The sequence below is a fragment of the Variovorax sp. CCNWLW186 genome, assembly GCF_037203865.1.
Lineage (GTDB): Bacteria > Pseudomonadota > Gammaproteobacteria > Burkholderiales > Burkholderiaceae_C > Variovorax.
In genome coordinates this window covers 179,309-205,429 of record NZ_JBBCBO010000001.1, presented here as the reverse complement: position 1 = coordinate 205,429, position 26,121 = coordinate 179,309, and the positions used below count along the sequence as shown (strand labels likewise).

The following is a 26,121-nucleotide window of genomic DNA, read 5'->3' as shown; positions in this document are numbered from 1 at the left end:
TCTACCGGGACCGAGCTACCCCAAAACCCAAAGGAGGAGCAAACCCAGCAAGATGCTGCAAAGTCCGAAGAAACGCAGCTGTCCGTCGCGCAGCTGCATCAGCTGGCCGAAGCCGCGCCGCCACCCGCCCGGCGACACGAAAGGCAGGATGCCTTCGATCACCAGCACGAGCGCCAGCGCGCTCCAGAAGATCTCGGCGCTCACGACGAAGCCGCCCGCCGGATCAGCGGCGCGGCGCGTTGCCTGCTGGCGTGCCGGCGCTCTGCATGGCGCGGAAGAAGTCGGACGACGGGTCGAGCACCATCACGTCGCTCTTCTTGTTGAAGCTCTGCTTGTAGGCTTCGAGGCTGCGGTAGAACTGGGCGAACTGCGCATCGCGGCCAAAGGCCTCGCTATAGGCGGCGGCAGCCTGGGCATCGCCCTCGCCCTTGATCTTCTGGGCATCGCGGTATGCGTTCGCCACGATCACTTCGCGCTGGCGGTCGGCGTCGGCGCGGATCTTTTCGCCTTCGGCAAAACCGGTCGAACGCAGCTCGTTGGCAACGCGCTTGCGCTCGGCCTCCATGCGGCGGTAGACCGATTCGGTGATTGCTTCCACATAGTCGACACGCGTGATGCGCACGTCGATCACGTCCACGCCCCAGGGCTTGGCGCCCTTCACCACGGCCAGCACTTCGCGCTGCACGTCGGCCATGAGGGCTTCGCGGCGCACGGAGATCAGGTCGCGCACGGTGCGCTTGTTGATGTTTTCCTGGAAGGCGTTGCGAACCACGCGATTGAGCTGCGTGGCGCCCGCGCTCTCGTCGAGGCCGACGTTGCGGATGTAGGCCTGCGGATCGGTGATGCGCCAGCGCACATACCAGTCGATCACCACGCGCTGCTTCTCGGCCGTGAGCATGGGCTCGGTGTCGAGGCTGGACAGCGTGAGCAGCCGCTTGTCGATGTACGAGACGTTCTGCAGCGGCGGCGGCAGCTTGAAATGCAGGCCCGGCTCGGTAATGACCTGCTTGATCTGCCCCAGGGCGTACACCACGCCGAACTGACGCTGGTCGACCACGAAGAGGGTCGAGCTCAGCAGCACCAGCAGCACGAGGATCGACGAGGCGATGAATCCGATTCTGTTCATGTTCTTCTTAGCCTTTTCAACGCACGTCGCGGTCGCGCGAACGGCCGTCGCGGGCGCGGTTGTCGCCGGCGGCGGGGGCCACGGGAATCACCGAGGACTGGGCGGGCGCGGTACCGGCCACGCTGGGGCTGGCTGCATCGACGGGCGTTGCCTGGTTGTTGCCGCTCGCCTGCATGAGCTTGTCGAGCGGCAGGTACAGCAGGTTGGAGCCTTGCTTGGTGTCGACCAGCACCTTGGTGGTGCTGGCGTAGATCTGCTGCATGGCGTCGGTGTACATGCGGTCGCGCGTGACCTGCGGTGCCTTCTGGTACTCGGCCAGCACGGCGGCGAAGCGGCCGGCATCACCCTGCGCCTGCGCGACGATGCGCGCCTTGTACGCCTCGGACTCTTCCTTCAGGCGCGATGCGGTACCCGTTGCACGCGGCACCACGTCGTTGGCATAGGCCTGGGCTTCGTTCTTGGCGCGCTCGCGTTCCTGTCCGGCCTTGAGCACGTCGTCGAACGCGGCTTGCACCTGCTCCGGCGGTCGCACGCCGCCCTGCTGCAAGTTGATGTTGACCACCTCGACACCAACCTTGTAGCGGTCGAGGATGGTCTGCATCAGCGTACGCACGCGGGGCGCGATCTGGTCGCGCTCCTCGGCCAAGGCCGCATCCATCTTCATCTTGCCGACCACCTCGCGCACGGCGGTTTCGGCCACCTGCACCACGGTTTCGGTGGGCGACTTGCTTTCGTACAGGTAGGCGCGTGCGTCGCTCAGGCGGTACTGCACGGCAAACTTGATTTCGACGATGTTCTCGTCTTCGGTCAGCATGGCCGACTCGCGCAGGCCGGTCGAGCGCACGATGGCGTCGCGGCCCACGTCGGTGGAACGGATCTGCGTGACCACGACCACTTCGTGGCGCTGGATCGGGTAAGGCAGGCGCCAGTTGAAGCCCGCACCCACGGTCGCCTTGTAGCGGCCGAACTGGGTAACCACGGCCTGCTGGCCTTCGTTCACGATGAAGAAGCCGGTACCCAGCCAGATGAGAACGGCGACGATGGCCACGAGGCCGATGCCGAAGCCCGCATTCTTCATGTCGGGCCTGTAGCCGTTGCCGCCGCCATCGTTGCCGCTCGGGCGATTGCCGCCGCCCTTGCCGCCGAAGAAGCCGCCCAGCTTGCGATTGAGGTCGCGCCAGAGTTCGTCCAGATCCGGCGGCCCCTGGTTGGGGCCCTGTCCGCGAGGGCGGTTGCCGTTGTTCTGGTTGCTGTTGCCCGAAGGCGGGGGCGTCGGGGCGCCCGGTGGGTCTGCGTCGGGAGGTCGGTTGCCGGTCGGGCGGTCGCCGTTGGATGCGGGCTCATCGCCACGCCCCCACCGGCCATCGTTCAGGTTGAACATGCCCAGAAACCCTCTCCACGCTGGCTTTGCATTCATTCGCTTCGTTCTCTTGTCAGTGGCGGGATTGTGCCCAATCAATTGGCGGTATCGTGCAATTCAGTGTCGGCCTCTGGGGTCATCGTATCGCCCACGGAACCCGACCGGCGGGCCAGCTCGGCCCGCAGCAGGGGAACGCCCTCGCCGCTTCGCGCGCTCAGGAAGATACGCGGGACCTGCACGCCGTCGATTTCCATCTCGTCTTGCAGATGCAGCGGATGTTGCGCGGTTTCAAGGGCGTCGAGCTTGTTGAACACCAGAAGCTGCGGAACGGCATCGGCCCCGATGTCGCGAAGAACCGATTGAACCTCGGCCATCTGCTCGGGGAAATGCGGGTTGGAGGCATCCACCACATGCAGCAGCAAGTCGGCATCGACCGCCTCTTGCAAGGTGGCCTTGAACGCGTCGACCAGGCCGTGAGGCAGGTCGCGAATGAAGCCGACGGTGTCCGAAATGGAAACCTGCCGGCGGGCGTCGCCCAGGTAAAGGTTGCGCGTGGTGGTGTCGAGCGTTGCAAAAAGCTGGTCGGCTGCATACGCGCGGGCCTTCACCAGCGCGTTGAACAACGAAGACTTGCCCGCGTTGGTGTAGCCGACGAGCGAGATGTTGAAGGTCTCACGGCGCTCACGCTGGCGGCGCTGCGTTCCGCGCTGCTTCTGCACCTTGGCGAGGCGCTCGCGTGTGCGCTTGATCGACTCGCTGATCATCCGGCGATCGAGTTCGATCTGCTTTTCGCCGGGGCCGCCGCGCACACCCGCACCACCCGTCTGGCGCTCCAGGTGGGACCAGCGGCGAACCAGGCGCGTGCTGAGATATTGCAGCCGCGCCAGTTCGACCTGCAGCTTGCCCTCATGGGAGCGGGCCCGCTGCGCGAAGATTTCGAGAATGAGGAAGGTGCGGTCGTACACCGCCACATCGAGCTGACGCTCGAGATTGCGCTGCTGCGCGGGGCTCAGCGACTGGTCGAAGATGACCTCGCTGGCCTGGTGCATCGCAGCCAGTTCCTTGATTTCATCGGCTTTGCCGCTTCCGACGAAGAGCGCTGCGTCGGGCGCCTTGCGCTTGCAGATGAGTCGGGCGACAGGTTCCAGGCCCGCGGTCTGCGCAAGCAGGCCGAGTTCCTCGAGTTCGCTGTCGAAATGGGGCAGCCCGAAATCGACGCCGACGAGAACGGCGGCGCCTTCCTGGCGGGAGTTCAGTTCAGACAAGCGGGATCAAATATGGAAAAAGCGCGGCGGTGGATACCGCCGCGCTCCGCGCGATCAGGCTGCGGCGTCGTCGTTCTCGGCAGCCGAGAAGTTGACGGCACGACCCGGCACGATAGTGGAAATGGCGTGCTTGTAGACCATTTGTGTCACCGTGTTGCGAAGCAACACGACGTACTGGTCGAAAGACTCGATCTGGCCCTGCAGCTTGATACCGTTCACCAAATAAATGGAGACCGGCACATGCTCGCGACGCAGGGTGTTCAGAAACGGGTCTTGTAGAAGTTGCCCTTTATTGCTCACGATATTCTCCGTGTTCAAGAGTAGTTGTTGGAGAGATGACCTTAACACAGCGTTTCTGCGCCGCAGCAGGCGGGGTCAAAAGCCTTTGAAAAATAACGTCTCTCAAAAGGCGGAACTTCCGGCGCAGCCGCAGCTCATTGGCTGCCATCGGTCGGCAAGCGCGCTCAGTCGTCCTTGTCCGCAAAGGGATTCTGCGAGCTTTTGAACTGGATGCGCAAGGGCGTGCCCACGAGGTCGAATTCCTTGCGGAAGCGCCCTTCGAGAAAGCGCTTGTACGCCTCGGTCACGTGCTCCAGCGAATTGCCGTGGATGATGATCACCGGCGGATTCATGCCACCCTGGTGCGCATAACGCAGCTTGGGGCGGAACATGCCCGCGCGCTTGGGCGACTGGAACTGCACCGCCTCCAGCAGCAGCCGGGTCAGCACGGGCGTGGACATCTTGCGGGTGGCCGACTTGTGGGCCTGCGCAATCGCCTGCCACACCGGGCCGAGACCCTGGCGCTTGATGGCCGAGATGAAATGCAGCGATGCGAACTTGAGGAACGGCAGGCGGGTTTCAATCTGGCGCTGAATCTGCTCGCGCTGGTAGCTGTCGACCGCGTCCCACTTGTTGATGGCAATCACCACCGCCCGTCCGCTTTCGAGGATGTAGCCGGCAATGTGCGCGTCCTGGTCGGTCACGCCCTGCGTGGCATCGAGCAGCAGCAGCACGACGTTGGCCGATTCGATGGCCTGCAGCGTCTTGACCACCGAGAACTTCTCGATCGCCTCGAACACCTTGCCCTTACGGCGCAGGCCAGCCGTGTCGATGAGCTCGAAGCGCTGACCATTGCGCTCGAACGGCACCGAAATGGCGTCGCGCGTGGTGCCCGGCATGTCGAAGGCCACCAGGCGCTCTTCGCCAAGCCAGGTGTTGATCAGCGTGGACTTGCCCACGTTGGGCCGCCCGGCCACGGCCAGCTTGATCGGCTTGTTGACATCGTCTTCGTCGGCGTCGTCTTCGGGATCCGGCAGGTTGAGCGGCGCGAGGGCCAGCTCGACCAGGTCGCGCATGCCCTGCCCGTGCGCGGCGGAAACGCCGTGCACGTCGCCAAAGCCCAGTTCGTAGAAGTCGACGAGCTTGGTGCCGTCGTGCATGCCTTCGGCCTTGTTGGCCGCCAGCACGCACGGCTTGCCCAGCCTGCGCAATTCGTTGGCAATGTCGTGGTCTTGCGCCGAAAGGCCTTCGCGCGCGTCGACCACGAAGATCACCACGTCGGCCTCAGCCACGGCCTGCCGCGTCTGCTTGGCCATTTCCTTGTAGATGCCGCTGCCGGCATCAGGCTCGAAGCCGCCGGTGTCGATCACGATGAACTCGTGCTTGCCCAGGCGGCCGTTGCCGTAGTGGCGGTCGCGCGTGAGCCCCGCAAAGTCGGCAACGATGGCGTCGCGCGTCTGCGTGAGGCGGTTGAAAAGGGTCGACTTGCCGACGTTGGGACGCCCGACCAGGGCCACGACCGGCTTCATGGCCGGCCTTTCATTGGCGCGGTTTTCATGGGCGGGCCTTCGAGAAAGTTATTCAGGGCGATAGCCAAACACACCGCCGTTGGCCGTCACGACGACAACCGTATTGCCGGCCATCACCGGGGTTACGCCAATGGCGGAGCCGTCGGGCGTGACGCGATTGAGCAGTGCGCCGTCTTCGCGCGAGACGAAGTGCAGCGTTCCGGTGCTTTCGCCGATGACGAGCGAACGCCCCACGGCCAGCGGGCCGGTCAGGACGCGGTTCCTGAAGCGGGTCGACTGCCAGGCGCGCTCGCCGTCGGCGCGGCGCCAGGCCGTGACGCTGCCGTCCGATTCGGTGCCGTACACAAAGCTCTCGTCACCGCTCACGCCTTCGGCGCCGGAAGCCGGCTTGGTCCAGAGCAGCTGGCCGCGAACGGTGTCGACGCAGCCAACGTTGGCGTAGTAGGCCCGTGCGCAGACCGTGTCGCCGACACGGCTCACGCTACCGGTCAGGTCGACCAGGCGCTCGACGTCGTTGGTGCCGCGCGGTGCGGCAATCGGCGCTTCCCAGCGCGAGGTGCCGTTGCCCGGGTTCATGCCGACCAGGCGGCCGCCGATGCCCGACACCAACGTATCGCCCACCGCAATCAGCACGCCCGATTTCTTGAGCACGAGGTTTTCGGCGGTGCGCTGCTGCAGCCACAGGCGGCGGCCGCTCTGGCCGTCCCAGGCGCTGATGCTGCGGTCGGCTGTTTGCACGAAGACACGCCGGCCAGCCACCAGCGGTGCGGTAAAGGCCTGAGCCGAGAGGCGCTGCTTCCAGAGGACCTTGCCGCCTTCGATGGCGACCAGTTCATTGTCCGCGGTGACGACGGCGGCCAACGACCCATCGCTGCCGACGCCTGCCGCCAGCTTGGCGCCGACGTTGCCGCGCCAGGTTTCGCGGCCGGCGCGGGCATCGATGGCCACCACGGTGCCGTCGGTACCTGCCACGGTCACGATGTCGCCGCTGACATCGACCGCAAGCGGGAAGCTCACGGCGGGGATGCGCACGCTCCAGGCCTGCCGGACCCCAAACAGGCCCGGGTTTGGCGGCAGTTCGGCGGGCTTGGGCTTGCTGGTGCCCGAGCAGGCAGCCAGCATTGCTACCAAAACAATAGCCGAACCCGCGCGCAGGACAGACGACTCAGGCATGAAACGCTTGAAATTCATAATGCGATGCGATCAGGATTTTTGGGGGGCTGCCGGCGTGACCGTGATCACGGGTGCCAGGCTTTTCGGATCGACGCCGGAGGCATTGAGCTTGAATTCGACGAGACGCCGGTAGTCGGACGTCGCGCCAAGACCGGTCCAGGCCTTGCGGTATTCGGCTTGCGCTTCGTTGCGCTTGCCCTGGGCCATGTAGATATCGCCCTTGCGATCTGCCACGAGAGGCTCGAATTCCTTGGGCACATCGCCAGAGAGTTGCTTCAGCGCTTCGTCGTACGACTTGCTGTCGAGCAGCTCGGCCGCCAGCCGGAGCTTGGCAACCGCCTTGTAGCCCGGATCGACAGCGCTTTCGGCGACCCAGCCGAGGGCTGCGCGCGAAGCGTCCAGATTGCCCTTCTCGTACAGCGCCTTGGCGGCGAGCAGGCCGGCCTGCTGCGCATAGGCCGTCTTGGCGAAGCGTTCCTTCATGTCGGCCAGCACGCGCTGGATGCGTTCCACGTCGCCGGACTGCGCGCTGCGCTCGACCTCGTCGTAGAGCGCCGCGGCCTGCGCCGCCTTGCTGCGCTGGAAATACTGCCAGCCGTTCCACGCCACGAAGGCTCCGGCCACAAGCAATACCACCCAGGTGATCAGGGTGCCGTAGGTGTTCCAGAAATGCTTGAGCTGGTCGAGCTGTTCCTGTTCGTCGAGATCGAGATGGGTTGCCATGCGTATCAGGTGTTGGGAGCCGGCGATTGTAGGGTGGCGGCCCAGGTGGCCACTTCGGCAAGAGCGCGGGCGCTCTGCGCACCGCTTCCGTCGCGCAACGACTTGAGAGTCACTTCGCCGCGCGCAAGTTCATCGGCGCCGAAAATCAGCGCGTAGGTAGCGCCGCTGGCGTCGGCTTTCTTCATCTGCGCCTTGAAGCTGCTGAGCCCGTCCGCAGTGGCCGCATGCATCTGCACGCTGACACCCGACTCGCGCAACTGCTGCAGGGTACGCAACACCACGGGCATCGACGCGGCGTCGGGCACCACGGCATAGGCATCGGGTGCGGGCGCGGAAACCTCGGCGCCCTGCTCCTTCAGCAGATCGAGCACCCGTTCGATGCCCATTGCCCATCCCACGGCCGGCGCCGGCTTGCCGCCGATCTGCGCAATCAGGTCGTCGTAGCGGCCGCCTGCACACACTGTGCCCTGCGACCCCAGCCGGTCGGTCACGAACTCGAACACGCTGAGGTTGTAGTAGTCGAGACCACGCACCAGACGCGGATTGATCGTGAACGCCACGTCGTTGGCCTTGAGGATGGCTTGCAGCCCCTCGAAGTGCGCAAGCGATTCAGCCCCGAGAAAGTCGATCAGCTTCGGTGCCGATTCGACCACGTCCTTCATCGCCGGATTCTTGGTGTCGAGAATGCGCAGCGGATTGCTGTGCAGGCGCCGCTTGCCGTCCTCGTCGAGCTTGTCGGCATGCTTCTCGAAATGGGCTATGAGCTGGGCGCGGTGCAACGCGCGCTCGGCGGGTTGGCCCAGGCTGTTGAGTTCGAGCCGCACGTCGGTCAAGCCGATGGCCTTCCACAGCGCGTTGGCCAGCAGGATCAGCTCCGCGTCGACGTCAGGGCCTGCAAAGCCCAGGGCTTCCGCGCCGATCTGGTGGAACTGCCGGAACCGCCCGCGCTGCACGTTCTCGCGGCGGAACATCGGCCCGGTGTACCAGAGCCGCTTGGGGCCTTCGTACAGCATGTTGTGCTCGATCACCGCGCGCACCAGTCCGGCCGTGTTCTCGGGGCGCATGGTCAGGTGTTCGAACTTGCCGTGCTTGTCGGCGCGATCCTCAAAGGAGTACATCTCCTTCTCGACGATGTCGGTGACCTCGCCAATGCCGCGCACGAAGAGAGCCGTGCGCTCCAGGATCGGCGTGCGCACGTTGCGGTATGCAAAGCGCCCCATCAGGTCGCGCACGGTGGCCTCCAGCCACTCCCAGCGCGCCGATTCGGGCGGCAATATGTCGTTCATGCCTTTGACGGCATTCAATTTTTCAGCCATGAGTCTGCGGAGGTGTCAGGCCACGGCGGCGTGCTCGCCGCCAAAGCGCTTTTCGATGTAGTTTTCGACGAGCTGATGGAACTCGTTGGCGATATTGTCGCCGCGCAGCGTGAGGGCCTTTTCGCCGTCGATGAAGACCGGTGCGGCGGGTGCTTCGCCGATGCCGGGCAGGCTGATGCCGATGTCGGCATGCTTGCTCTCGCCGGGGCCGTTCACGATGCAGCCCATGACGGCCACCTTCATGGTTTCGACGCCCGGATATTTCTTGCGCCACACCGGCATCTGCATGCGCAGGTAGTCGTCGATCTGCTTGGCGAGTTCCTGGAAGGTGGTGCTCGTGGTGCGGCCGCAGCCCGGGCAGGCCGTCACGCTCGGCACGAACACACGCAGGCCCAGGGCTTGCAGGATTTCGTTGGCGATCAGCACCTCTTGCGTGCGCGACTCGCCCGGCTGCGGCGTGAGCGACACGCGAATCGTGTCGCCGATGCCCTCTTGCAGCAGGATCGAAAGCGCCGTGGCCGAGGCCACAGTGCCCTTGGTGCCCATGCCGGCTTCGGTAAGGCCAAGGTGCAGCGGGTATTCGCAGCGCTTGGCGAGCTCGCGGTACACCGAGATCAGGTCTTGCACGCCGCTCACCTTGCACGACAGGATGACCTGGTTGCCGGCCATGCCCATCGACTCGGCCAGCTTGGCTGACTCGATGGCCGAGGTGATCAGCGCCTCGTACATCACCTGCTTCGCATCCCAAGGTTCGGCGCGCTGGCTGTTGATGTCCATCAGGCTGGCAAGCAGTTCCTGGTCGAGGCTGCCCCAGTTCACGCCGATACGCACGGGCTTGTTCCACCGCATGGCCGCATCGATCATCTGGCCGAACTGACGGTCGCGCTTATCGCCCTTGCCCACGTTGCCGGGGTTGATGCGATATTTACTCAGAGCCTCGGCGCAGGCCGGATAGTCGGTCAACAGGCGGTGCCCGTTGTAGTGAAAGTCGCCGATCAGCGGCACGTCGATGCCCATGCGGTCGAGCTGCTCGCGGATGTAGGGCACCTGGGCCGCGGCCTCGGGCGTGTTGACGGTGATGCGCACCATCTCCGAACCCGCGGTGGCGAGCTCCTTCACCTGGATGGCCGTGCCGATGGCGTCGACCGTGTCGGTGTTGGTCATGGACTGCACCCGCACGGGAGCGTCGCCGCCCACCGTGACGGTGCGCGCGCCCCAGACCACCTGGGCCTGGCGCGAGCGGCGCGCCTTCGGCGCTGCCGATTCAATGGGTTGAGGAGTGCAGTCGCTCAAGATGTCACCTCGAAACGCGCCACGCCGCCACCGCGCGTGACCGGCTTCAGATCGTAGGGCTTTCCGCGCACTTGCACATCGACCGCCGATGCGCGCCCGACCACCACCGACAGCGGCAGCGCGCCAGACAACCCGACGGTTTCGCCCGCTTGCACGATGCGGCGCAGCAACTGCTTGCCGCCCGCCTCGGTCACCGTGATCCAGCAGTCTTCGCGCGCGACGAAGACAAGGGGTTGCCCACCACCGGCAGCGGGTGCTGCAACTGTTGCAGCCGCATTGGCCGCGGGCAAGGCCGTAGCGGATGGCGCACCCGGTGCGGCAGGTGCGACCGGCGTTCCGGGCGCCGCCGCGGTCGCGGGGCCAGTTGCCGCAGGCGGTACGGGCGACACCGGCGTGTTCTCGACCACGGAGGCTCCGCCTGGCGCCGCTGCAACCGCAGGCGCCTCGGTGACCGAACCTGTTTCGGTTTCGCCACGCGCCGTCCAGCGCGAGACGGCGGCACCGACCTGGTCGAAAGCCGACTGCGGCAGCCAGAACAGCACCGCTGCCCCCACCAGCAGCAAAGCGACGACGATCAGCAATGCGCGAGACGGAAGACCGTTGGAGCGGCTGCCGTTCCAGCGCGGCGTGCCGGAAACGATGTTGCTCTTGAGCGTGCGGTCGGCCGTTGCCAGCGGTGCGCGCTGCGCTCCCGGCAGCTTTGCCAAGACGGGAGCGGCATCGATGCGCAAGGCGCGGCAGACGCTGCTTGCCAGGGCACGCGCAAAGACCGGGTCGGGCAGCGAATCGATATCGTCCGCCTCCAGCGCCATGAGCTTCTGCGGCGGCACCTTCAGAGCCGCGGCCACCATTTCGATATGCAGGCCATGGGCCTCGCGCGCCTCGCGAAGCATGTCGCCGGCCGTCTTGTGCGTGATGTCGCCTTCCTCGAGCGGCAGTGCCGCGGAAGTGCCGAACTCCGAAACCCGTTCAGTCATTGAAATTCCCGCGCTCGTACGCTATTGCCTCCCGGGACTGCGGAAAGCGCCGTTGCAGTTGCCCTCCCAACTGCGCAACTGCCTCGCGGTTGTTGAGCCGTCGTTCGATCTTGATGCCGAGCCACAGCGTCTCGGCGCTGGCCGAAGGACTGTTGTTGACCCGGCGAATGTAGAACTGCGCACGCGACCATTCCTCGCGTTGCGCCAGCAGTGAGGCCAGGTTGAATCCGACCACCGGATTGCCGGCATCGATCTCGTAGGCCTGCATCAGGCTGCGCTCCGCCTCCGGACGCTGTCCGGCCCTGAGCTCGCAGACGCCTTGGGTCATGAGCGTCTTGGCGCGGTCGGTGTAGCTCGGCACCGCGAGCGCAGCGCTGAACTGCTGGGCCGCGTCGCCATAGCGGTTCTGCTGGCACAGCAGCCAGCCGTAGTTGTGCCGCACATTGGGATCGCGCGGGTTGATGGCGATGGCGCGCCGGAAGCTGTCTTCGGCCATACCGGCATCGTCGAGCCGCATGTAGACCAGGCCCCGCAGGCTGTAGGCATCCGCGTAGTTGGGGTCGGCGACCAGCGCCTGCTTGATTTCGTCGAGCGCGACGGTGTTCTGGCCATGCTCGAAGTAGCCCGAGGCCAACTCCAGCCGCAGCCGCGCGCGGCGCTGGCGGCTGCTCTCATCCGACTCGGTAACGATCTCCGCGCCCTTGCCCGAGCTGGTGTCGGCCAGGCTGGTGGTGGTGGTCCGCGTGTTGACGCAGCCCCCGAGCAGAAACGCCACGGCCACACCGGCAAAGCTTGCAGCCAGCAGCCGCTGCGCGCTCGCGGTGGTCATCGGAAAGGCCATGCTCATTGAATCAGTGCTCCTGGGGGGTGGTCTTTCGAACCGGATGCAAAACAACAGGCCGCTCCGACACGGCACGGCGCTGGGCCATGCGTTCGGCGGCGCGCGTGCGGTCCTTCACGTCGCCGGCCAGCTGTCCGCAGGCCGCGTCGATGTCGTCGCCGCGCGTCTTGCGCACGGTGGTCACAAGGCCCGCCTCGCTCAGCGTCTTGGCAAATGCCAGCACCCGCGGCTGCGGCGAACGCAGCAGGCCCGAGGCCGGAAACGGGTTGAACGGAATCAGGTTGAACTTGCAAGAAATGCCATGCGTGCGAACGAGTTCCACCAGTTGCCGCGCATGCTCGGGCTGGTCGTTCACGCCGTCGAGCATGCAGTACTCGAAGGTGATGAAGTCGCGCGGCGCATGCGCCAGGTAGCGCTTGCAGGCCTCGATCAGTTCTGCAATGGGGTACTTGCGATTGAGCGGCACCAGATCGTCGCGCAACGCATCGTTGGGCGCGTGCAGCGACACGGCCATGGCCACCGGGCAATCGGCGCCCAGGCGGTCGATCATCGGCACCACGCCGGAAGTCGACACGGTCACGCGGCGGCGCGACAGCCCATAGGCGTTGTCGTCGAGCATGGTGCGCAGCGCCGGCACCAGCGCCGAGTAGTTCTGCAGCGGCTCGCCCATGCCCATCATCACCACGTTGGAAATGACGCGCTCGTCGCGCTTCAGGTGCTTGCGCAGGAAGTGCTCGGCAAACCACAGCTGGGCGACGATTTCGCCCGTGCTCAGGTTGCGGCTGAAGCCCTGGTGCCCCGTGGAGCAAAAGCGGCAACCCACCGCGCAGCCGGCTTGAGACGACACGCACAGCGTGCCGCGGTCGTCTTCGGGAATGAATACGGCTTCGACGGCATTGCCGTCGCCGACGTCGAACAGCCACTTGATCGTGCCGTCCTTGGATTCGTGCTGCGTGAGAACCGTGAGGGCCTCGACGCGAGCGGTGGTGGCGAGCTTCTCGCGCAGCGACTTGGCCAGATCGGTCATCTGGGCAAAGTCGCTGGCGCCACGCTGGTGGATCCAGCGGAACAGCTGCGTGGCGCGGAATCGCTTCTCGCCGAGCTTTTCGCAGAACGCAGCCAGCCCCTCGAGATCGAATTCGAGCAGGTTGGCCGTGGTCATGAAATCAGCCGGGATACGGCTTCAGCGTGCGTAGACGTTGAGGCCGGCGAAGAAGAAGGCCACTTCGTTCGCTGCGGTTTCGGGAGCGTCCGAACCGTGCACGGCATTGGCGTCGATGCTGTCGGCGAAGTCGGCGCGGATGGTGCCGGCGGCTGCCTTCTTGGGGTCGGTGGCGCCCATCAGGTCGCGGTTCTTGGCAATTGCGTTCTCACCTTCGAGCACTTGCACGAACACGGGGCCGGAGATCATGAACTCGACGAGGTCCTTGAAGAAAGGACGCTCCTTGTGGACCGAGTAGAACTGCTCGGCTTCATTGCGCGAGAGGTGCACCAGCTTGGCGGCGACGATCTTGAGGCCGGCAGCTTCGAAGCGGGAAACGATCTTGCCGATAACGTTCTTTGCAACGGCGTCGGGCTTGATGATGGAGAGGGTACGTTCGATAGCCATTGAAGTGCTTCCTGAGCTTTGATTTTGAAGTGTTTTGTCACGGCTGCAACGAATATGTTGCACTCTACGGCGACAAAGCCTCTGATTTTAACCGGCGCAGCCCGGGGCCTTGGTGAAAACCCCGCGAAAGGCTGCGCTCGGCGGCTGGGTTTCAGCGTCCGCGGCGGCGATTGCCACCCGGGCCGCCCTGCCCGCCGAAGCCGCCGCCTGCCGGACCGCCGCCACGGCGGCCAGGGCCCTGGCGCTGCTCCTTGCGCTGGCGCGAGAAACTGTCGGCGCCGATGTAGCCGAGCGAGGTCTTCATCGGATCGGGCTGGTTCGCGCCGCTTGGCGGACGCTCCTCACCCTGGCGGTTGCCACGATTGTTGTTGTTGCCGCGACGCCCTTGCGGCGGCATGCCTGCGTTACCGCCGCCGCCACCGCCCCGGTTGCCGCGCCCCCCGCGCTCACCGCGCGGCGGCCGGCCGTCGCCGAGCGGGTTCGGAATGGGCGCTTCGCGGCCGTCATCGCGCATGTCGCGGGGCTGCTGCTGTGCGCCGCCGGCGTTGCGGTTGTTGCCGCGGCGCTTCTTGTTGCGCCCGTTGCGTCCGCCTCCGGCACCGGGACCGTCTTGCCCCCCCGGCCCGCGTTGCTGCTGCGGGCGCGGCGCGCCGCCGCCGGATGCCTGGAACAAAGCGCTGATGTCGCGCTCGTCGAGCTCCATCCAGGCGCCGCGCTTCAGCCCGCGCGGAAGCACCATGGCACCGTAGCGGATGCGGATCAGGCGGCTGACTGCGTGGCCGACCGATTCGAACAGGCGCCGCACTTCGCGGTTGCGGCCTTCGGAAATGGTGACCCGGTACCAGCAGTTCGAACCTTCGCCGCCGCCCTCTTCGAGGGTGCCGAACTGGGCCATGCCGTCGTCCAGGCGCACGCCTTCGAGCAGCTTCTTCTTTTCGTCGGCGCTGAGCGCGCCGAGCACGCGCACGGCGTATTCGCGCTCCAGGCCGAAGCGCGGATGCATCAGCTGGTTGGCCAGATCGCCGGAGCTGCTGAACAGCAGCAGGCCTTCGGTATTCAGGTCGAGCCGGCCGACCGATTGCCACTTGCCCTGCTGCAGGCGCGGCAGCTTGCGGAACACGGTGGGGCGGTTCTGCGGATCGTCGTGCGTGACGACCTCGCCCACAGGCTTGTGATAGGCGATGACGCGCGGCGGAGGCGGCGCGATGCGGTAGCGAATGGGCTTGCCGTTGATCTTGACCTGGTCGCCGTACTGGATGCGCTGGCCGATATGGGCCGGTTCGTTGTTGACCGAGATGCGGCCCTGGAGAATCAGCGCTTCCATTTCGAGCCGCGAGCCCAGGCCGGCCTGGGCCAGCACCTTGTGCAGCTTGGGCGAGTCGGCCTCCGGCAGCAGCACGCGCTTGAGCGGCGGGACTTCGGGGCTTTCCTCGTCGGCGTCGAACTGACCGGAAATGACGTCCGCGAAACGGATCGGCTCGGGCGGCAGCGCATTGCGCTGCTCGCGCTCGGCGGCACGGCGTGCGCGGTCGAGGTCGTCTTCTTCCTCGTCGGGCTCGTCTTCCTCTTCTTCGTCCTCGTACTGGCCTCGAGCGCCCTCCTCTTCACGGCGCTCTTCGCGCTGTTCAGCTGCTTCAACCGGGGCGGGAGCCTTGACGGGAGCGGCAGGGGTTGGCGCCGAAACGGGAGCCGCTACGGGGGCCGCCTCAGCGACGGCTTCGATCACCGGCTCAGGACTTTCCGCGGGTGCTGCCGCGGCTTCGCCCTCCGCAGCCGGCTCTACGGTCTTCTTGCGGCGCGGGGCACGCTTTTTCTTGGGAGCTTCACTCTCGCCGGCAACTGGAGCGGATGCATCGGCATCGGCATCCGAAGAAGGGCTGGACACTTCCGTGACCGACTCTTTTTTTTCTGATTCGGGCTGGACCGGCACGATTGCCGCGTCGTCGGAGTCGGAGGGGCTCATGAGGTTTTTCCGGGAGAAACAGCGTGGGGATCGGTCTCGTCGGGCGACGGGACTTTTTCGGATTCGAGCGCAACGGAAGGCTCGGCTTCGTCGGGGCTGGGGATTTCCGAAGGCTCTTCGGGCGAAGCCGCATCTTCGGCAAATTGCGCGGCAGCGGCATCGACCGCTTCGATGGCTTCGGTCGCATCGAGCACTTCGGCGTGCGCCTCGGCGGGCTGCGACTCTTCTTGCGCCTGATTTTCCGTTGCCTCGGGACTCTCGGCACCGGGCAGGGTCAATTCTGCTTCGAGCGCCGCGTCCGTCGCAGCGGACGCGTCGGCATCGGATTCGCCGGCAATTTCCATCGGCAGGCCGGGCTGGTTGCCCGAGGCCTGGTCCAGCGCATCGACCAATGCCGCCTGCTGGGCCGGCGTCTCGATCAGCGGCAACTGGTCCAGCGATGCCAGGCCGAGATCGTCGAGAAACTGCCGCGTGGTGGCGTAGAGCGCCGGCCGACCCACGGTTTCGCGGTGGCCGATCACCTCGACCCAGCCTCGGTCCTCGAGCTGCTTCAAGATGAGGGAGTTGATGGTAACGCCGCGAATATCTTCCATGTCGCCGCGCGTAACCGGTTGGCGGTAGGCAATGATGGCCAGCGTTTCGAGGGCGGCGCGCGTGTAGCGCGGCGGTTTCTCGGGGTGCAGGCGATCGAGGTGGTCGCGCATCTCGGGCCGGCTTTGAAAGCGCCAGCCGCTGGCGACGTTCACCAGCTCCAGGCCGCGTTGCGCCCAGTCTTCCTGCAGTTCAAGCAACAGCACCTTGATGGTGTCCACGCCCAGCTCGTCGTCGAACAGCACGCGCATGTCGCGCACTGGCAGCGGCTGGCTCGAACAGATCAAGGCGGTTTCTAGAATGCGCTTGGCATCCGCCGTATTCATGGTTCGCGTTATCCGGGAAAAGGCGTCTGTTGGACGCTGGCTCACAGGGATGGAAGGAGTAGGCGTTGCCGGCACGCGGCGAGTGCAACGCAAGGCCGGCATCGAGTGGCCGGCGCGGCCCTCGGGCCGTCAGGCGCGATTGTAATCCAGCCCCCAGGTCTGCAGCGCATGAACAAGATCGGCCGGCGGAAGGGAGCGAAACTCCAGCGGCGCCTGCGTGACCGGGTGCATGAACGCCAGCCTGAAGGCGTGCAGCGCCTGCCGCTCCAGCCCGGCGGCGGGCGCGCCTCCATAGAGCGCGTCGCCAACCAGCGGATGCCCGATGGACGCCATGTGCACTCGAATCTGGTGGGTTCGGCCGGTTTCGAGCGTGCACCGCACGGCACAGCCCTGCGCATTGCTGTCCAGCCGCTCGATGAGGGTACGGGCTGTCTTGCCCGCGTGGCGCTCCAGATCGACCACCGCCATGCGCAAACGGTTGCGCGGATCGCGGCCAATGGGCGCGTCGACCTGCCGGGCGGCTGCGCCGGCCCAGGGCTTGTGCCCGACGGCCAGGTATTGCCGCTTGACCTCGCGTGCGGCAATCAGCGCCACCATGGCGTCCATGGCAGCCCGAGTCCGCGCCACCACCATCAGCCCGCTGGTGTCGCGGTCGAGCCGGTGCACGATGCCGGCGCGCGGCAGCAGCGAGGCCTTGGGGTCGAGCGCCAGCAGCCCGTTCAGGAGGGTGCCGCTCCAATGGCCCGGCGCCGGGTGCACCACCAGGCCCGCCGGCTTGTCGATGATTCGCAGGTGCTCGTCCTCGTGCACCGTCACGATGTCCATGGCCTCGGGCCGGAACGCCTGGCTTTGCGGCGTGGGCCGCAATTCGATGCGGCCGGCCTGCCCGGCGCGCACCGTGGCGGACGGCTTCAGCACCGTGCGCCCTTCCAGCTCCACGGCCCCGGCTTCGATCAGCTGTTGCAGATAGTTGCGAGAAAATTCCGGCACCAGGACGGCCAGCGCGCGGTCCAGCCGCTGGCCGTGCTCGGCGGCCCCCATGGCAAAGGGCCGCAGCTCGCTGGATTCGACCGGGTCGGCGCTCTCGTCGGCCTCGGCTGTTTCAGGCACCAGGTCGAGAGGGTCGGTCGATATAATTGAAGGCAACTGTTTCACGAAAGCCGTATGTGATGTTTCGCGCCAAATTATCGGTCCCCTCCTGGATCGCGCTCAGCGCAGCAGCGCTGCTTGCAGCCGGCTGCTCCTCCACCCCCACCGCCGACAAGACGGCGAGCTGGAGCCCCAACCGCATTTATGCCGAAGCCAAGGACGAAGCTGGCTCCGGTGCCTACGACAAGGCCGTGCCCCTGTACGAGAAGCTCGAAGGCCGCGCCGCCGGTACGCCACTCGCACAGCAAGCCCAGCTCGAGAAGGCCTACGCGCAATACAAGGCGGGTGAAAAGGCCAACGCCGTTTCCACGCTCGACCGCTTCATGAAGCTGCACCCGGCGAGCCCGGCGCTCGACTACGCGCTGTACCTCAAGGGCGTGATCAACTTCAACGACGACCTGGGCATGTTCTCGTTCCTGACACGGCAAGACCTGTCCGAACGCGACCAGAAGGCGGCCAAGGAATCGTTCGAGTCGTTCAAGGAGCTCGTGACGCGCTTCCCCGCATCGCGCTACGCGCCCGACGCGCGCCAGCGCATGAACTACATCGTGAACTCGCTCGCGCAGTACGAAGTGCACGTGGCACGCTACTACTACTCGCGCGGCGCCTACCTCGCGGCCATCAACCGGGCGCAGCTTGCGCTGTCCGACTACCGCGAAGTGCCCGCACTCGAGGAAGCGCTGTACATCATCGTTCGCTCCTACGACGCGCTCGGCATGAAGGACCTGCGCGACGATGCCCATCGCGTGCTGACCACCAACTACCCGCAAAGCGAGTACCTGGCCCGCGGCTTCAAGGGCAAGGACGATCCGTGGTGGAAGGTCTGGTAAGTCGATAAAGAACAAAGCCCTTCGGGGCTTTTTCTTCGTCGGGACGAGAGCAGGCCCCTGCCCCTCCGGCCTCTCGCCTTCAGGCCGAGAGCGAATTCTTCAGGTCGCTGATGGCGGCCTCGAAATCCGCTTCGCTCTCCAGCCTGCGCATCGGCGGCAACGCGGACAACAATCGCCGGCCATAGCCCATCGCCACCAGGCGGGTGTCGCAGATCGCAAGCACCCCGCAATCGGTTTCGCGCCGAATCAGGCGCCCCGCACCTTGCTTCAGCGCCACGGCCGCCTCGGGCAGCGAGTAGTCGCTGAACGAATTGCGGCCCTGCGCTTCGAGCCGCTGCGACCTCGCTTCGACCAGCGGATCGTTGGGCGGGGGAAACGGCAGCTTGTCGATCACCACCAGCTGCAGCGCGTCGCCCGGTGCGTCGAAGCCCTCCCAGAACGATGCCGAGGCCACCAGCACGCAACCCGCTCGGCCGCCGTGCGCGCCTTCGCGGAAGCGGTCCATGAGCACGCGCTTGGGCAGTTCACCCTGCACCAGCACCTCGGGCCGTACGTCGGCTTCGAGTCGCTCGAACTGCTGCTTCATCTCGTCGCCGATGGTGCGCAAGGCACGCAGCGTGGTCGTCAGCACCAGCGTGCGCCCGCCGAGTTCGCTGGCGCCCCGCGCAGCCAGTTGCGCAACCCGTGCGCTGTGAGAAGCATCGTTGGGCTTCGGAAAGGCCCGCGGCACATAGAGCCCCGCTTGGGCGGCATAGTCGAATGGGCTCTGCACCCGCAGCACCTCGGCATCGCCCAGCCCGCACGGCTCGGTGAACCAGCGCAGCGTGGGCTCGTCGCCCAGCGTGGCGGAAGTGAAGATCCAGGCGCGCCCGCTGTCTTCCGGCGCCGGGCGGCTGTCTTCCTGTTCTTCGCCATAGGCATCGAGTTCAGGCTCGCCGTGGCTGATCTTGAGCACGCGCGTGCGCATTGCCTCGGCAATGTCGAGCGGCGATTCGACCAGGCGCAATTGCGTGCCTACGTCGACCCAGCGCACCGACTCGACCTCGCAAGGCAGCGCGAAACGCGCCGCGCGCTTGGCGAGCTGCTGCGCCCGCTCGTACAGGCGCACGAAGTCGGGTGATATCTCGCTGACGGTATCGAGCCCTTCGGCCGCCATTTCGAATGCATGCTGGAAGTCGTCGAGCGCGCCCTGCCAGATGCCGGGATCGATGCCCTCCGGCGCAGGCCCCACCCAGCGCAGCTTGGTCCCGGGCCACTGCTTGCCGACTGCAAGGCGCAGTTCGCGCGCCGCACGCTCCACGGCCGCCGCGAGTTGCTGCCAGTCGACCAGCCCGCGCGCATGCTGCAAGCCCGCGCCGAGCAGATCGCGCGCGAAATCGAGCGCCTGGCCGCTGCCGAGTTGCGCCCCGAGAAACTGCACGCCGGTTTCGTTGAGCTGATGGGCCTCGTCGAACACCACCACGCTCACGGTGGGCAACAGTTCCGCCATGCCGGTCTCGCGCACCGCGAGATCCGCAAAGAACAAGTGGTGGTTGATGACCACCACATCGGCGGCCAGCGCCTCGCGCCGTGCCAGGTTCACGTGGCAGGGCTTGAACTGCGGACACTGCGCGCCCAGGCAGTTCTCGCGCGTGGAAGTAATCAGCGGAATGAGCGGCGAGCGCTCGTCCAGACCGGGCAACTCGGCCAGGTCGCCGGTTCGCGTGGCCTTGGACCACTGCTCGATCTTGGCGAGCGTGCGCAGGCTGCCGCGTTCGGGCAGCGACGCGTCGTGGCGCGCAAGGTCGAGCCGGTGCAGGCACAGGTAGCTCGCGCGGCCCTTGAGCAGCGCCGTTCGCACCGGCAGTTCGAGCGCTTCGACCAAGCGCGGCAAGTCGCGGCCGAACAGCTGGTCTTGCAGGGTCTTGGTCGCGGTCGACAGCAGCACGCGTTCGCCGCTCAGCAACGCCGGCACCAGATACGAAAAGGTCTTGCCCACGCCGGTGCCGGCCTCCACCACCAGCACGCCGCCGTCTTCGATGGTGCGCGCCACGGCCAGCGCCATTTCGGTTTGTCCCGAGCGTTCGCGAAACTGATCGGCGGCACGGGAAAGCGCACCGCCGTGCGCGAAGGCGTCGCGCACCTTGTCCTCGAGTGTGTCGGTCACGCGGGTTCTCTCGGATCGAGCAGGTTTTCGAGCCGCACGATCTGGTCGCGCAACCCGAGGCGGCGCTTCTTCAGGCGCCGCAGCAGGAGTTCGTCTTGCGGCAAGGCCTCGGCCAGACGGTCGATGGTGGCATCAAGGTCGGCATGTTCGATGCGCAACTCGATCAATTGGCGGGAAAGGGAGTGGAGATTGGAGTCCAACGTGGGCGATGCGAGCGTATTCCGCGCGCACTCGTGTTCGCTCGATAATACGTCCTGACACGAATCCACGAGAAGACAGAAAGCGCGCCATTGGCGCATTGCGCTCATGACCCTAGGCTTTCGACTTGCCGCCGCCACAGGCCTCCACAAGGGAGACCGCCCCTACCAGCAGGACCAGGTGCTGATGATGAGCCACCCGCGCGTGCCGGGCTGCATGCTGGGCGTCATTGCCGACGGCATGGGCGGGCGCAGCGGCGGGCGCAAGGCGTCCGACCAGGTGCTGATGACGGCGCGCCAGCTGTTCACCCGCTACCACCCCGACCGCGACAGTTCCACGGCCGTGCTGCGGCAATTGCTGGAAGACGCGCACACGGTCATCAAGCTCACCGCGCTGTCGAGCGAGCAGGAGCCGCACAGCACGCTGGCGGCCTTTCTCATGAATCCCAAGGGCGACTGCGCGTGGATTCATGCGGGCGACTCCCGCATCTATCACTTCCAGGACGGCGAGCTCGTCACGCGCACGCGCGACCACTCGTATGTGCAGGTGCTCATCGACCGCGGCGAAATCAGCGAGGCCGAGGCCAACGTCCACCCCAAGGGCAACATTCTCCTGGGCTGCCTGGGCATGACAACGACTCCGCCGCCGATCGAGCCGCACTACATTCCGGCAATGCAGCCTGGCGACCTGCTCATGGCGTGCAGCGACGGGCTCTGGCATTACTTCAGCCCCGAGGAACTGGCCAGCGTGCTGTATGCGGAGCCGCCGCGCGACGCGGTTGAAATTCTCGTGGGCGAGGCGCGCCGCCGCGCCCGGGGTACGGGCGACAACATCTCCATTGCGGTATTGAAACTCGAAGCGCTGCCAGCCGAAGCCTGACCTGCGACCGCCGAGCGGTGTTCGGCCCCGGCGCCTAACGAGAAGGAGACGACGCCGGCGATGCCGGTGGCGGCGGAGGCAAAGGCGCACCGCGCGGCTTGCTCCGATCGGCGTTCTGCCGTTCGCGGCTGGCCCGGCGCTCCGCGGCTTTTTGCTGCTTGCTCTCGAAGCGCTCGACCTCCGCCGGTGCTTCGGCGCGGCGCTGGGCGGCCTTGGCCTGGTCTTCGGCGTTTGCCCTCTGCTTGGCCTCGAGCTGGCGACGGCGCTCGTCCGCCTCGGCAGCCGTGGCGGCGCGGCTTGCCGCGTGGTCGGCAGCGCGCTGCTCGCGGTCTTTTTGCGCTTGGCGGGACTCGTCCTGCTTCTCGGGCGTGTCTTGCGGGCGCCGCGTGGCGGCCTTCTGGTCGAGCTTTTCGAGCTCGGCGGCACCGCGGCGCTGGCGCTCGATGTCGTTGATGGCCGTTTCCTGGCGCTTGATGTGATCGGTTTCGGTACGGCGGCGCCTGCGGCTGTCGCGCAGGCAGTCTTCGACCGCAAACTTTTGATAGCAGGCGGCGCGCTCCTTTTCGAAGCGCGCCTCGATGGCGGCGCGCTCGGCGGCCAGCCTGCTGCGCTCGGCTTCGAAGTCGGCAGTGCCTGCGGCCGCATTGGACTGCGCCCAGACCGGCAGGCTGCCCAAGCTCATCAGCACGGCGAAAACGATATTTTTCATGTCAGTCGAGTGTCGACGATCCGGCGCTCCAAGGAGAGGAATTCGCTCGATTGCATTTCGGTGAGCCTTGAAACCGTGCGCGGAAATTCATGCGCCAGCGGTCCCTCGGTATACAACGCCTCCGGCGCCACCTCAGCCGACATGATGAGCTTGACGCGGCGGTCGTACAAGACGTCGACGAGCCAGGTGAAACGGCGTGCTTCAGAGGCCATGCGCACCGGCATGTGCGGCACGTCGGAGAGCAGCACCGTGTGGAACTGGCTGGCTATTTCGAGATAGTCGTTCTGCGAGCGCGGTCCGCCGCAGAGCGTCTTGAAGTCGAACCAGACCACGCCGCCAGCCTTGCGCCTTGCCCGGATCTCGCGCTGCTCGATGTGAAGGATCGGGTTTTCGTCGGCCGTTTCGGCCAGCTTGTCGAAAGCCTTGCGCATTTCCTTCTCGGCCGCCGCATCGTTGGGCGTGAGGTACATGCGCAGTTGCTCGAGCGTGCGGCGCCGGTAGTCGGTGCCGTTGTCCACGCTCAATACTTCGAGCTTTTCGTTCAGCAGTGCAATCGCGGGCAGGATGCGGTCGCGATGCAGCCCGCCGGGGTAGAGGTCGTCGGGCCTGAAATTGGAGGTGGTGACAAAGCCCACGCCGTTCTCGAACAGCGACACCAGCAGCCGATGAAGAATCATCGCATCGGTGATGTCCGCGACGTGGAACTCGTCGAAGCAGATCAGCTTGTAGCGCTTGGAAATACGCAGTCCAAGCTCGTCGAGCGGGTTGACCGTGCCCTGCAGCTCGCGCAGCTCGCGGTGCACCTCGCGCATGAACTCGTGAAAGTGCAGGCGCGTCTTGCGACGCAGCGGCACGGCGTTGAAGAACAAGTCCATCAGGAAGCTCTTGCCCCGCCCGACGCCGCCATACATGTAGACGCCGCGGGGAAGCTCCGGCCGGTTGATGAACTTCTTCAGCGCATTGGAGCGCTGGGCCTTGTAGCCGGCCCACTCCCGCGCGCAGCGATCCAGCGCCTCCACGGCGCGCAGTTGCGCGGGATCGCTCTGGAACCCGCGCACCGCGAGTTCCGCCTCATAGGCCTCTTTAACGCTGGTCAATGGATCAGAAGTTCAGCGTGCGCTTGTCCACGGCAAGTGCCGCTTCCTTCGTGGCTTCCGACAGCGACGGGTGCGCGTGGCAGATACGTGCGATGTCTTCGGCGCTGGCCTTGAACTCCATGGCCACCACGGCTTCGGAGATCAGCTCGCTGGCCTGTGGGCCCACGATGTGCACGCCGAGGATCTCGTCGGTTGCGGCATCGGCCAGGAACTTGACCATGCCCGTCGTGTCGCCCAGCGCGCGTGCGCGGCCGTTTGCCAGGAACGGGAAGGTACCGGCCTTGTAGGCGCGGCCTGCGGCCTTGAGCTGCTGCTCGGTCTGGCCGACCCACGCGATCTCGGGGCTGGTGTAGATGACCCACGGAACCGTGTTGAAGTTGACGTGGCCGTGCTGGCCTGCAATGCGCTCAGCAACCGCAACGCCCTCTTCCTCGGCCTTGTGCGCGAGCATCGGGCCGCGAACCACGTCGCCGATGGCCCACACGTTGGGCAGGCTGGTCTTGCAGTCGTCGTCCACGGCAATGGCACCGCGCTCGTCGAGCTTCAGGCCCACGGCTTCGGCGTTCAGGCCGATGGTGTTGGGCACGCGGCCGATCGAGACGATCAGCTTGTCGACTTCCAGCGTCTGGGCTTCGCCCTTGGCGTTGGTCCAGGCCACACTCACGCCCTTCTTGGACGACTTGATCTCGCCGACCTTGACGCCGAGTTCGATCTTGAGCTTTTGCTTGTCGAAAGCCTTCTTGGCTTCCTTGGCGATCTGCTCGTCCACCGCGCCGAGGAAAGTCGGCAGGGCTTCGAGCACCGTGACTTCGGCGCCAAGACGGCGCCACACCGAGCCCATTTCCAGGCCGATGACGCCCGAGCCGATCAGGCCCAGCTTCTTCGGCACCGCGCCGATGCGCAGCGCGCCGTCGTTCGAGAGGATGTTCTCTTCGTCGAAAGGCGTGCCGGGCAATGCGCGGGCGTTGGAGCCCGTGGCGACGATGATGTGCTTGCCGCTGATCGATTCTTCGGCGGCGCCCGCAACCTTGATCTCATAGCCGGTTTCGTCGGTTTTCACGAACGAGCCGCGGCCATGGAAGAAGCTGATCTTGTTCTTCTTGAACAGGTACAGGATGCCGTCGTTGTTCTGCTTCACGACCTGGTCCTTGCGGGCCAGCATCTTGTCGATGTCGAGGCCCAGGCCCTCGACCTTGATGCCGTGATCGGCAAAGTGGTGGCCGGCCTGCTCGAAGTGCTCCGACGATTGCAGCAGCGCCTTCGACGGAATGCAGCCGACGTTGGTGCAGGTGCCGCCCGGTGCCGGGCCGCCCTTGCCGTTCTTCCACTCGTCGATACACGCGACGTTGAAGCCGAGTTGCGCGGCGCGGATGGCGGCAATGTAGCCGCCGGGGCCGCCGCCGATGACGATGACGTCGAATTGTTTGTTTGCCATCTGATCAGTCTCCTCAGATGTCGAACAAGAGGCGCGACGGATCTTCCAGCGCTTCCTTCATGGCGACCAGGCCCAGCACGGCTTCGCGGCCGTCGATGATGCGGTGGTCGTAGCTCATGGCAAGGTAGTTCATCGGGCGGATGACGATCTGGCCGTTCTCGACCACGGCGCGGTCCTTGGTGGCGTGCACGCCGAGGATGGCGGACTGGGGCGGGTTGATGATTGGCGTCGAAAGCATCGAACCGAAGGTGCCGCCGTTCGAGATGGAGAACGTGCCGCCGGTCATCTCTTCGATGCCGAGCTTGCCGTCTTGCGCCTTCTTGCCGTATTCGGCGATTTTCTTCTCGATGTCGGCAAAGCTCATCTGGTCGGCGTTGCGCAGGATGGGCACCACCAGGCCGCGCGGCGAACCGACGGCAATACCGATGTCGAAGTAGCCGTGGTACAGGATGTCGTTGCCGTCGACCGATGCGTTGATCACCGGGTACTTCTTCAGCGCATGCACCGCAGCCTTCACGAAGAAGCTCATGAAGCCGAGCTTCACGCCGTGCTCCTTGGTGAAGCTGTCCTGGAAGCGCTTACGCAGTTCCATCACGGGCGCCATGTTCACTTCGTTGAAGGTCGTGAGGATGGCGTTGGTCGATTGCGATTGCAGCAGGCGCTCGGCAATGCGGGCGCGCAGGCGGCTCATCGGCACGCGCTGCTCTGGGCGTTCGCCCAGGTCTGCAGCGCCGCTGGGTGCGGAAACTTGCGGCAGCGCAGGCTTGGCAGCCGGTGCGGCCACGGTGGCGGCGGGCTTGGCGCCCGAAGCCACGGCGCCGAGCACGTCGCCCTTGGTCACGCGGCCGTCCTTGCCGGTGCCGGCCACGTCGCTGGTCTTCAGGTTGTTGTCGGCCAGCAGCTTGGCGGCAGCGGGCATGGCAACGTCGGACTTCGAACCGCCGGCGGCTGCGGCAGCGGCCGCGGGGGCCGGTGCAGCGGCGGGCGCCGGAGCTGCTGCTGCAGCGGGCGCTGCCGCGGGTGCGGCGGCCGCGCCCTTGCCTTCGGTGTCGATCTTCGCGATCAGCTGATCGGCCACCACGGTGGCGCCATCGGGCTGCACGATTTCAGCCAGCACGCCGGCCGACGGCGCGGGCACTTCGAGCACAACCTTGTCGGTCTCGATCTCGATCAGGATTTCATCGACGGCGACGGCTTCGCCGGCCTTCTTCTTCCAGGTGAGCATGGTGGCTTCGGCCACGGATTCGGAAAGCTGGGGGACTTTGACTTCTACGATAGACATTTGGAGTGAGCTCCGTTTTGTTCTT

The 26,121-nt window shown here is 65.9% G+C and carries 25 protein-coding genes; 2 read left to right on the top strand and 23 right to left on the bottom strand.

Annotation, left to right across the window (positions count from 1 at the left end; all coding sequences use genetic code 11):
• Positions 1 to 15 precede the first annotated feature (15 nt).
• The 17 genes from V9K97_RS00990 to V9K97_RS00910 form a co-directional block, all read right to left on the bottom strand.
• The gene (locus V9K97_RS00990) at positions 16 to 204 is read right to left on the bottom strand and encodes a DUF2065 domain-containing protein (RefSeq protein WP_126747290.1); all 189 of its coding nucleotides are present in this window, start codon (positions 202 to 204) and stop codon (positions 16 to 18) included.
• A 19-nt stretch (positions 205 to 223) separates the two neighbouring features.
• Complete coding sequence (hflC, locus tag V9K97_RS00985; protein ID WP_126747289.1) at positions 224 to 1,126, bottom strand: protease modulator HflC; 903 nt, start codon at positions 1,124 to 1,126, stop codon at positions 224 to 226.
• A gap of 16 nt (positions 1,127 to 1,142) precedes the next feature.
• On the bottom strand, positions 1,143 to 2,507 hold the full coding sequence (gene hflK / locus V9K97_RS00980) for an FtsH protease activity modulator HflK (protein WP_337296127.1): 1,365 nt from the start codon (positions 2,505 to 2,507) through the stop codon (positions 1,143 to 1,145).
• Positions 2,508 to 2,581: 74 nt separating this feature from the next.
• Positions 2,582 to 3,751: a GTPase HflX gene (hflX, locus tag V9K97_RS00975; protein ID WP_157613551.1), complete on the bottom strand. Its 1,170-nt coding sequence runs from the start codon at positions 3,749 to 3,751 to the stop codon at positions 2,582 to 2,584.
• Between the two features lie 54 nt (positions 3,752 to 3,805).
• Positions 3,806 to 4,051, bottom strand: a complete 246-nt coding sequence (gene hfq, locus V9K97_RS00970) for an RNA chaperone Hfq (protein ID WP_012747311.1) — start codon at positions 4,049 to 4,051, stop codon at positions 3,806 to 3,808.
• 164 nt (positions 4,052 to 4,215) lie between these two features.
• The gene (gene der / locus V9K97_RS00965) at positions 4,216 to 5,559 is read right to left on the bottom strand and encodes a ribosome biogenesis GTPase Der (protein ID WP_337295977.1); all 1,344 of its coding nucleotides are present in this window, start codon (positions 5,557 to 5,559) and stop codon (positions 4,216 to 4,218) included.
• Positions 5,560 to 5,607: 48 nt separating this feature from the next.
• Complete coding sequence (bamB, locus tag V9K97_RS00960) at positions 5,608 to 6,750, bottom strand: outer membrane protein assembly factor BamB (protein WP_337315848.1); 1,143 nt, start codon at positions 6,748 to 6,750, stop codon at positions 5,608 to 5,610.
• A gap of 12 nt (positions 6,751 to 6,762) precedes the next feature.
• Positions 6,763 to 7,455: a YfgM family protein gene (locus V9K97_RS00955; protein ID WP_126747285.1), complete on the bottom strand. Its 693-nt coding sequence runs from the start codon at positions 7,453 to 7,455 to the stop codon at positions 6,763 to 6,765.
• Positions 7,456 to 7,460: 5 nt separating this feature from the next.
• Positions 7,461 to 8,771: a histidine--tRNA ligase gene (hisS, locus tag V9K97_RS00950; RefSeq protein ID WP_337295980.1), complete on the bottom strand. Its 1,311-nt coding sequence runs from the start codon at positions 8,769 to 8,771 to the stop codon at positions 7,461 to 7,463.
• 15 nt (positions 8,772 to 8,786) lie between these two features.
• Positions 8,787 to 10,064 carry a flavodoxin-dependent (E)-4-hydroxy-3-methylbut-2-enyl-diphosphate synthase gene (ispG, locus tag V9K97_RS00945; protein WP_337315847.1) on the bottom strand — a complete coding sequence of 426 codons (1,278 nt, stop codon included), beginning with the start codon at positions 10,062 to 10,064 and terminating at the stop codon, positions 8,787 to 8,789.
• Positions 10,061 to 11,041 carry a helix-turn-helix domain-containing protein gene (locus tag V9K97_RS00940; RefSeq protein ID WP_337315846.1) on the bottom strand — a complete coding sequence of 327 codons (981 nt, stop codon included), beginning with the start codon at positions 11,039 to 11,041 and terminating at the stop codon, positions 10,061 to 10,063. Before V9K97_RS00940 ends, ispG begins: the two co-directional genes overlap by 4 nt.
• Positions 11,034 to 11,888: a type IV pilus biogenesis/stability protein PilW gene (gene pilW, locus V9K97_RS00935; protein ID WP_258505848.1), complete on the bottom strand. Its 855-nt coding sequence runs from the start codon at positions 11,886 to 11,888 to the stop codon at positions 11,034 to 11,036. Before pilW ends, V9K97_RS00940 begins: the two co-directional genes overlap by 8 nt.
• A 4-nt stretch (positions 11,889 to 11,892) precedes the next feature.
• Complete coding sequence (rlmN, locus tag V9K97_RS00930; protein ID WP_337295983.1) at positions 11,893 to 13,044, bottom strand: 23S rRNA (adenine(2503)-C(2))-methyltransferase RlmN; 1,152 nt, start codon at positions 13,042 to 13,044, stop codon at positions 11,893 to 11,895.
• Positions 13,045 to 13,065: 21 nt separating this feature from the next.
• Positions 13,066 to 13,491, bottom strand: a complete 426-nt coding sequence (gene ndk / locus V9K97_RS00925) for a nucleoside-diphosphate kinase (protein WP_258505846.1) — start codon at positions 13,489 to 13,491, stop codon at positions 13,066 to 13,068.
• Between the two features lie 151 nt (positions 13,492 to 13,642).
• On the bottom strand, positions 13,643 to 15,454 hold the full coding sequence (locus V9K97_RS00920) for a pseudouridine synthase (RefSeq protein ID WP_337315845.1): 1,812 nt from the start codon (positions 15,452 to 15,454) through the stop codon (positions 13,643 to 13,645).
• Positions 15,451 to 16,371 (bottom strand): SMC-Scp complex subunit ScpB, encoded by a 921-nt coding sequence (gene scpB, locus V9K97_RS00915; RefSeq protein WP_337315844.1) that lies wholly within the window; start codon positions 16,369 to 16,371, stop codon positions 15,451 to 15,453. The genes V9K97_RS00920 and scpB overlap by 4 nt, the downstream gene beginning before the upstream one ends.
• A 129-nt stretch (positions 16,372 to 16,500) precedes the next feature.
• Positions 16,501 to 17,484, bottom strand: a complete 984-nt coding sequence (locus V9K97_RS00910) for an RluA family pseudouridine synthase (protein ID WP_337316025.1) — start codon at positions 17,482 to 17,484, stop codon at positions 16,501 to 16,503.
• 56 nt (positions 17,485 to 17,540) lie between these two features.
• Here V9K97_RS00910 and V9K97_RS00905 point away from each other — a divergent pair, with 56 nt between their 5' ends.
• Positions 17,541 to 18,350, top strand: coding sequence for an outer membrane protein assembly factor BamD (locus V9K97_RS00905; RefSeq protein ID WP_337315843.1), 810 nt, complete (start codon positions 17,541 to 17,543; stop codon positions 18,348 to 18,350).
• Between the two features lie 79 nt (positions 18,351 to 18,429).
• Here the strand turns inward: V9K97_RS00905 and V9K97_RS00900 are convergent, their stop codons facing one another.
• Both V9K97_RS00900 and V9K97_RS00895 read right to left on the bottom strand, forming a co-directional pair.
• On the bottom strand, positions 18,430 to 20,496 hold the full coding sequence (locus V9K97_RS00900) for an ATP-dependent DNA helicase (RefSeq protein WP_337315842.1): 2,067 nt from the start codon (positions 20,494 to 20,496) through the stop codon (positions 18,430 to 18,432).
• Positions 20,493 to 20,696 carry a DUF465 domain-containing protein gene (locus V9K97_RS00895; protein WP_126747274.1) on the bottom strand — a complete coding sequence of 68 codons (204 nt, stop codon included), beginning with the start codon at positions 20,694 to 20,696 and terminating at the stop codon, positions 20,493 to 20,495. Before V9K97_RS00895 ends, V9K97_RS00900 begins: the two co-directional genes overlap by 4 nt.
• Before the next feature lie 106 nt (positions 20,697 to 20,802).
• On the opposite strand from V9K97_RS00895, the gene V9K97_RS00890 reads away from it, so the two are divergent.
• Positions 20,803 to 21,573, top strand: coding sequence for a PP2C family protein-serine/threonine phosphatase (locus tag V9K97_RS00890; RefSeq protein WP_157613540.1), 771 nt, complete (start codon positions 20,803 to 20,805; stop codon positions 21,571 to 21,573).
• 34 nt (positions 21,574 to 21,607) lie between these two features.
• Here V9K97_RS00890 and V9K97_RS00885 read toward each other — a convergent pair whose 3' ends face one another.
• Genes V9K97_RS00885 through odhB form a run of 4 tightly spaced genes read right to left on the bottom strand, consistent with a single transcriptional unit; the run spans position 21,608 to position 26,096 of the window.
• A complete protein-coding gene (locus V9K97_RS00885) occupies positions 21,608 to 22,282 on the bottom strand; it encodes a hypothetical protein (protein ID WP_258505840.1) in 675 nt (224 codons plus the stop codon).
• Entirely contained in the window at positions 22,279 to 23,379 is a 1,101-nt protein-coding gene (zapE, locus tag V9K97_RS00880) for a cell division protein ZapE (RefSeq protein WP_337295988.1), read from the bottom strand. Before zapE ends, V9K97_RS00885 begins: the two co-directional genes overlap by 4 nt.
• 4 nt (positions 23,380 to 23,383) lie before the next feature.
• Positions 23,384 to 24,814: a dihydrolipoyl dehydrogenase gene (gene lpdA / locus V9K97_RS00875; RefSeq protein WP_157613537.1), complete on the bottom strand. Its 1,431-nt coding sequence runs from the start codon at positions 24,812 to 24,814 to the stop codon at positions 23,384 to 23,386.
• Positions 24,815 to 24,827: 13 nt separating this feature from the next.
• Complete coding sequence (gene odhB / locus V9K97_RS00870; RefSeq protein WP_337295989.1) at positions 24,828 to 26,096, bottom strand: 2-oxoglutarate dehydrogenase complex dihydrolipoyllysine-residue succinyltransferase; 1,269 nt, start codon at positions 26,094 to 26,096, stop codon at positions 24,828 to 24,830.
• Positions 26,097 to 26,121: the final 25 nt, after the last annotated feature.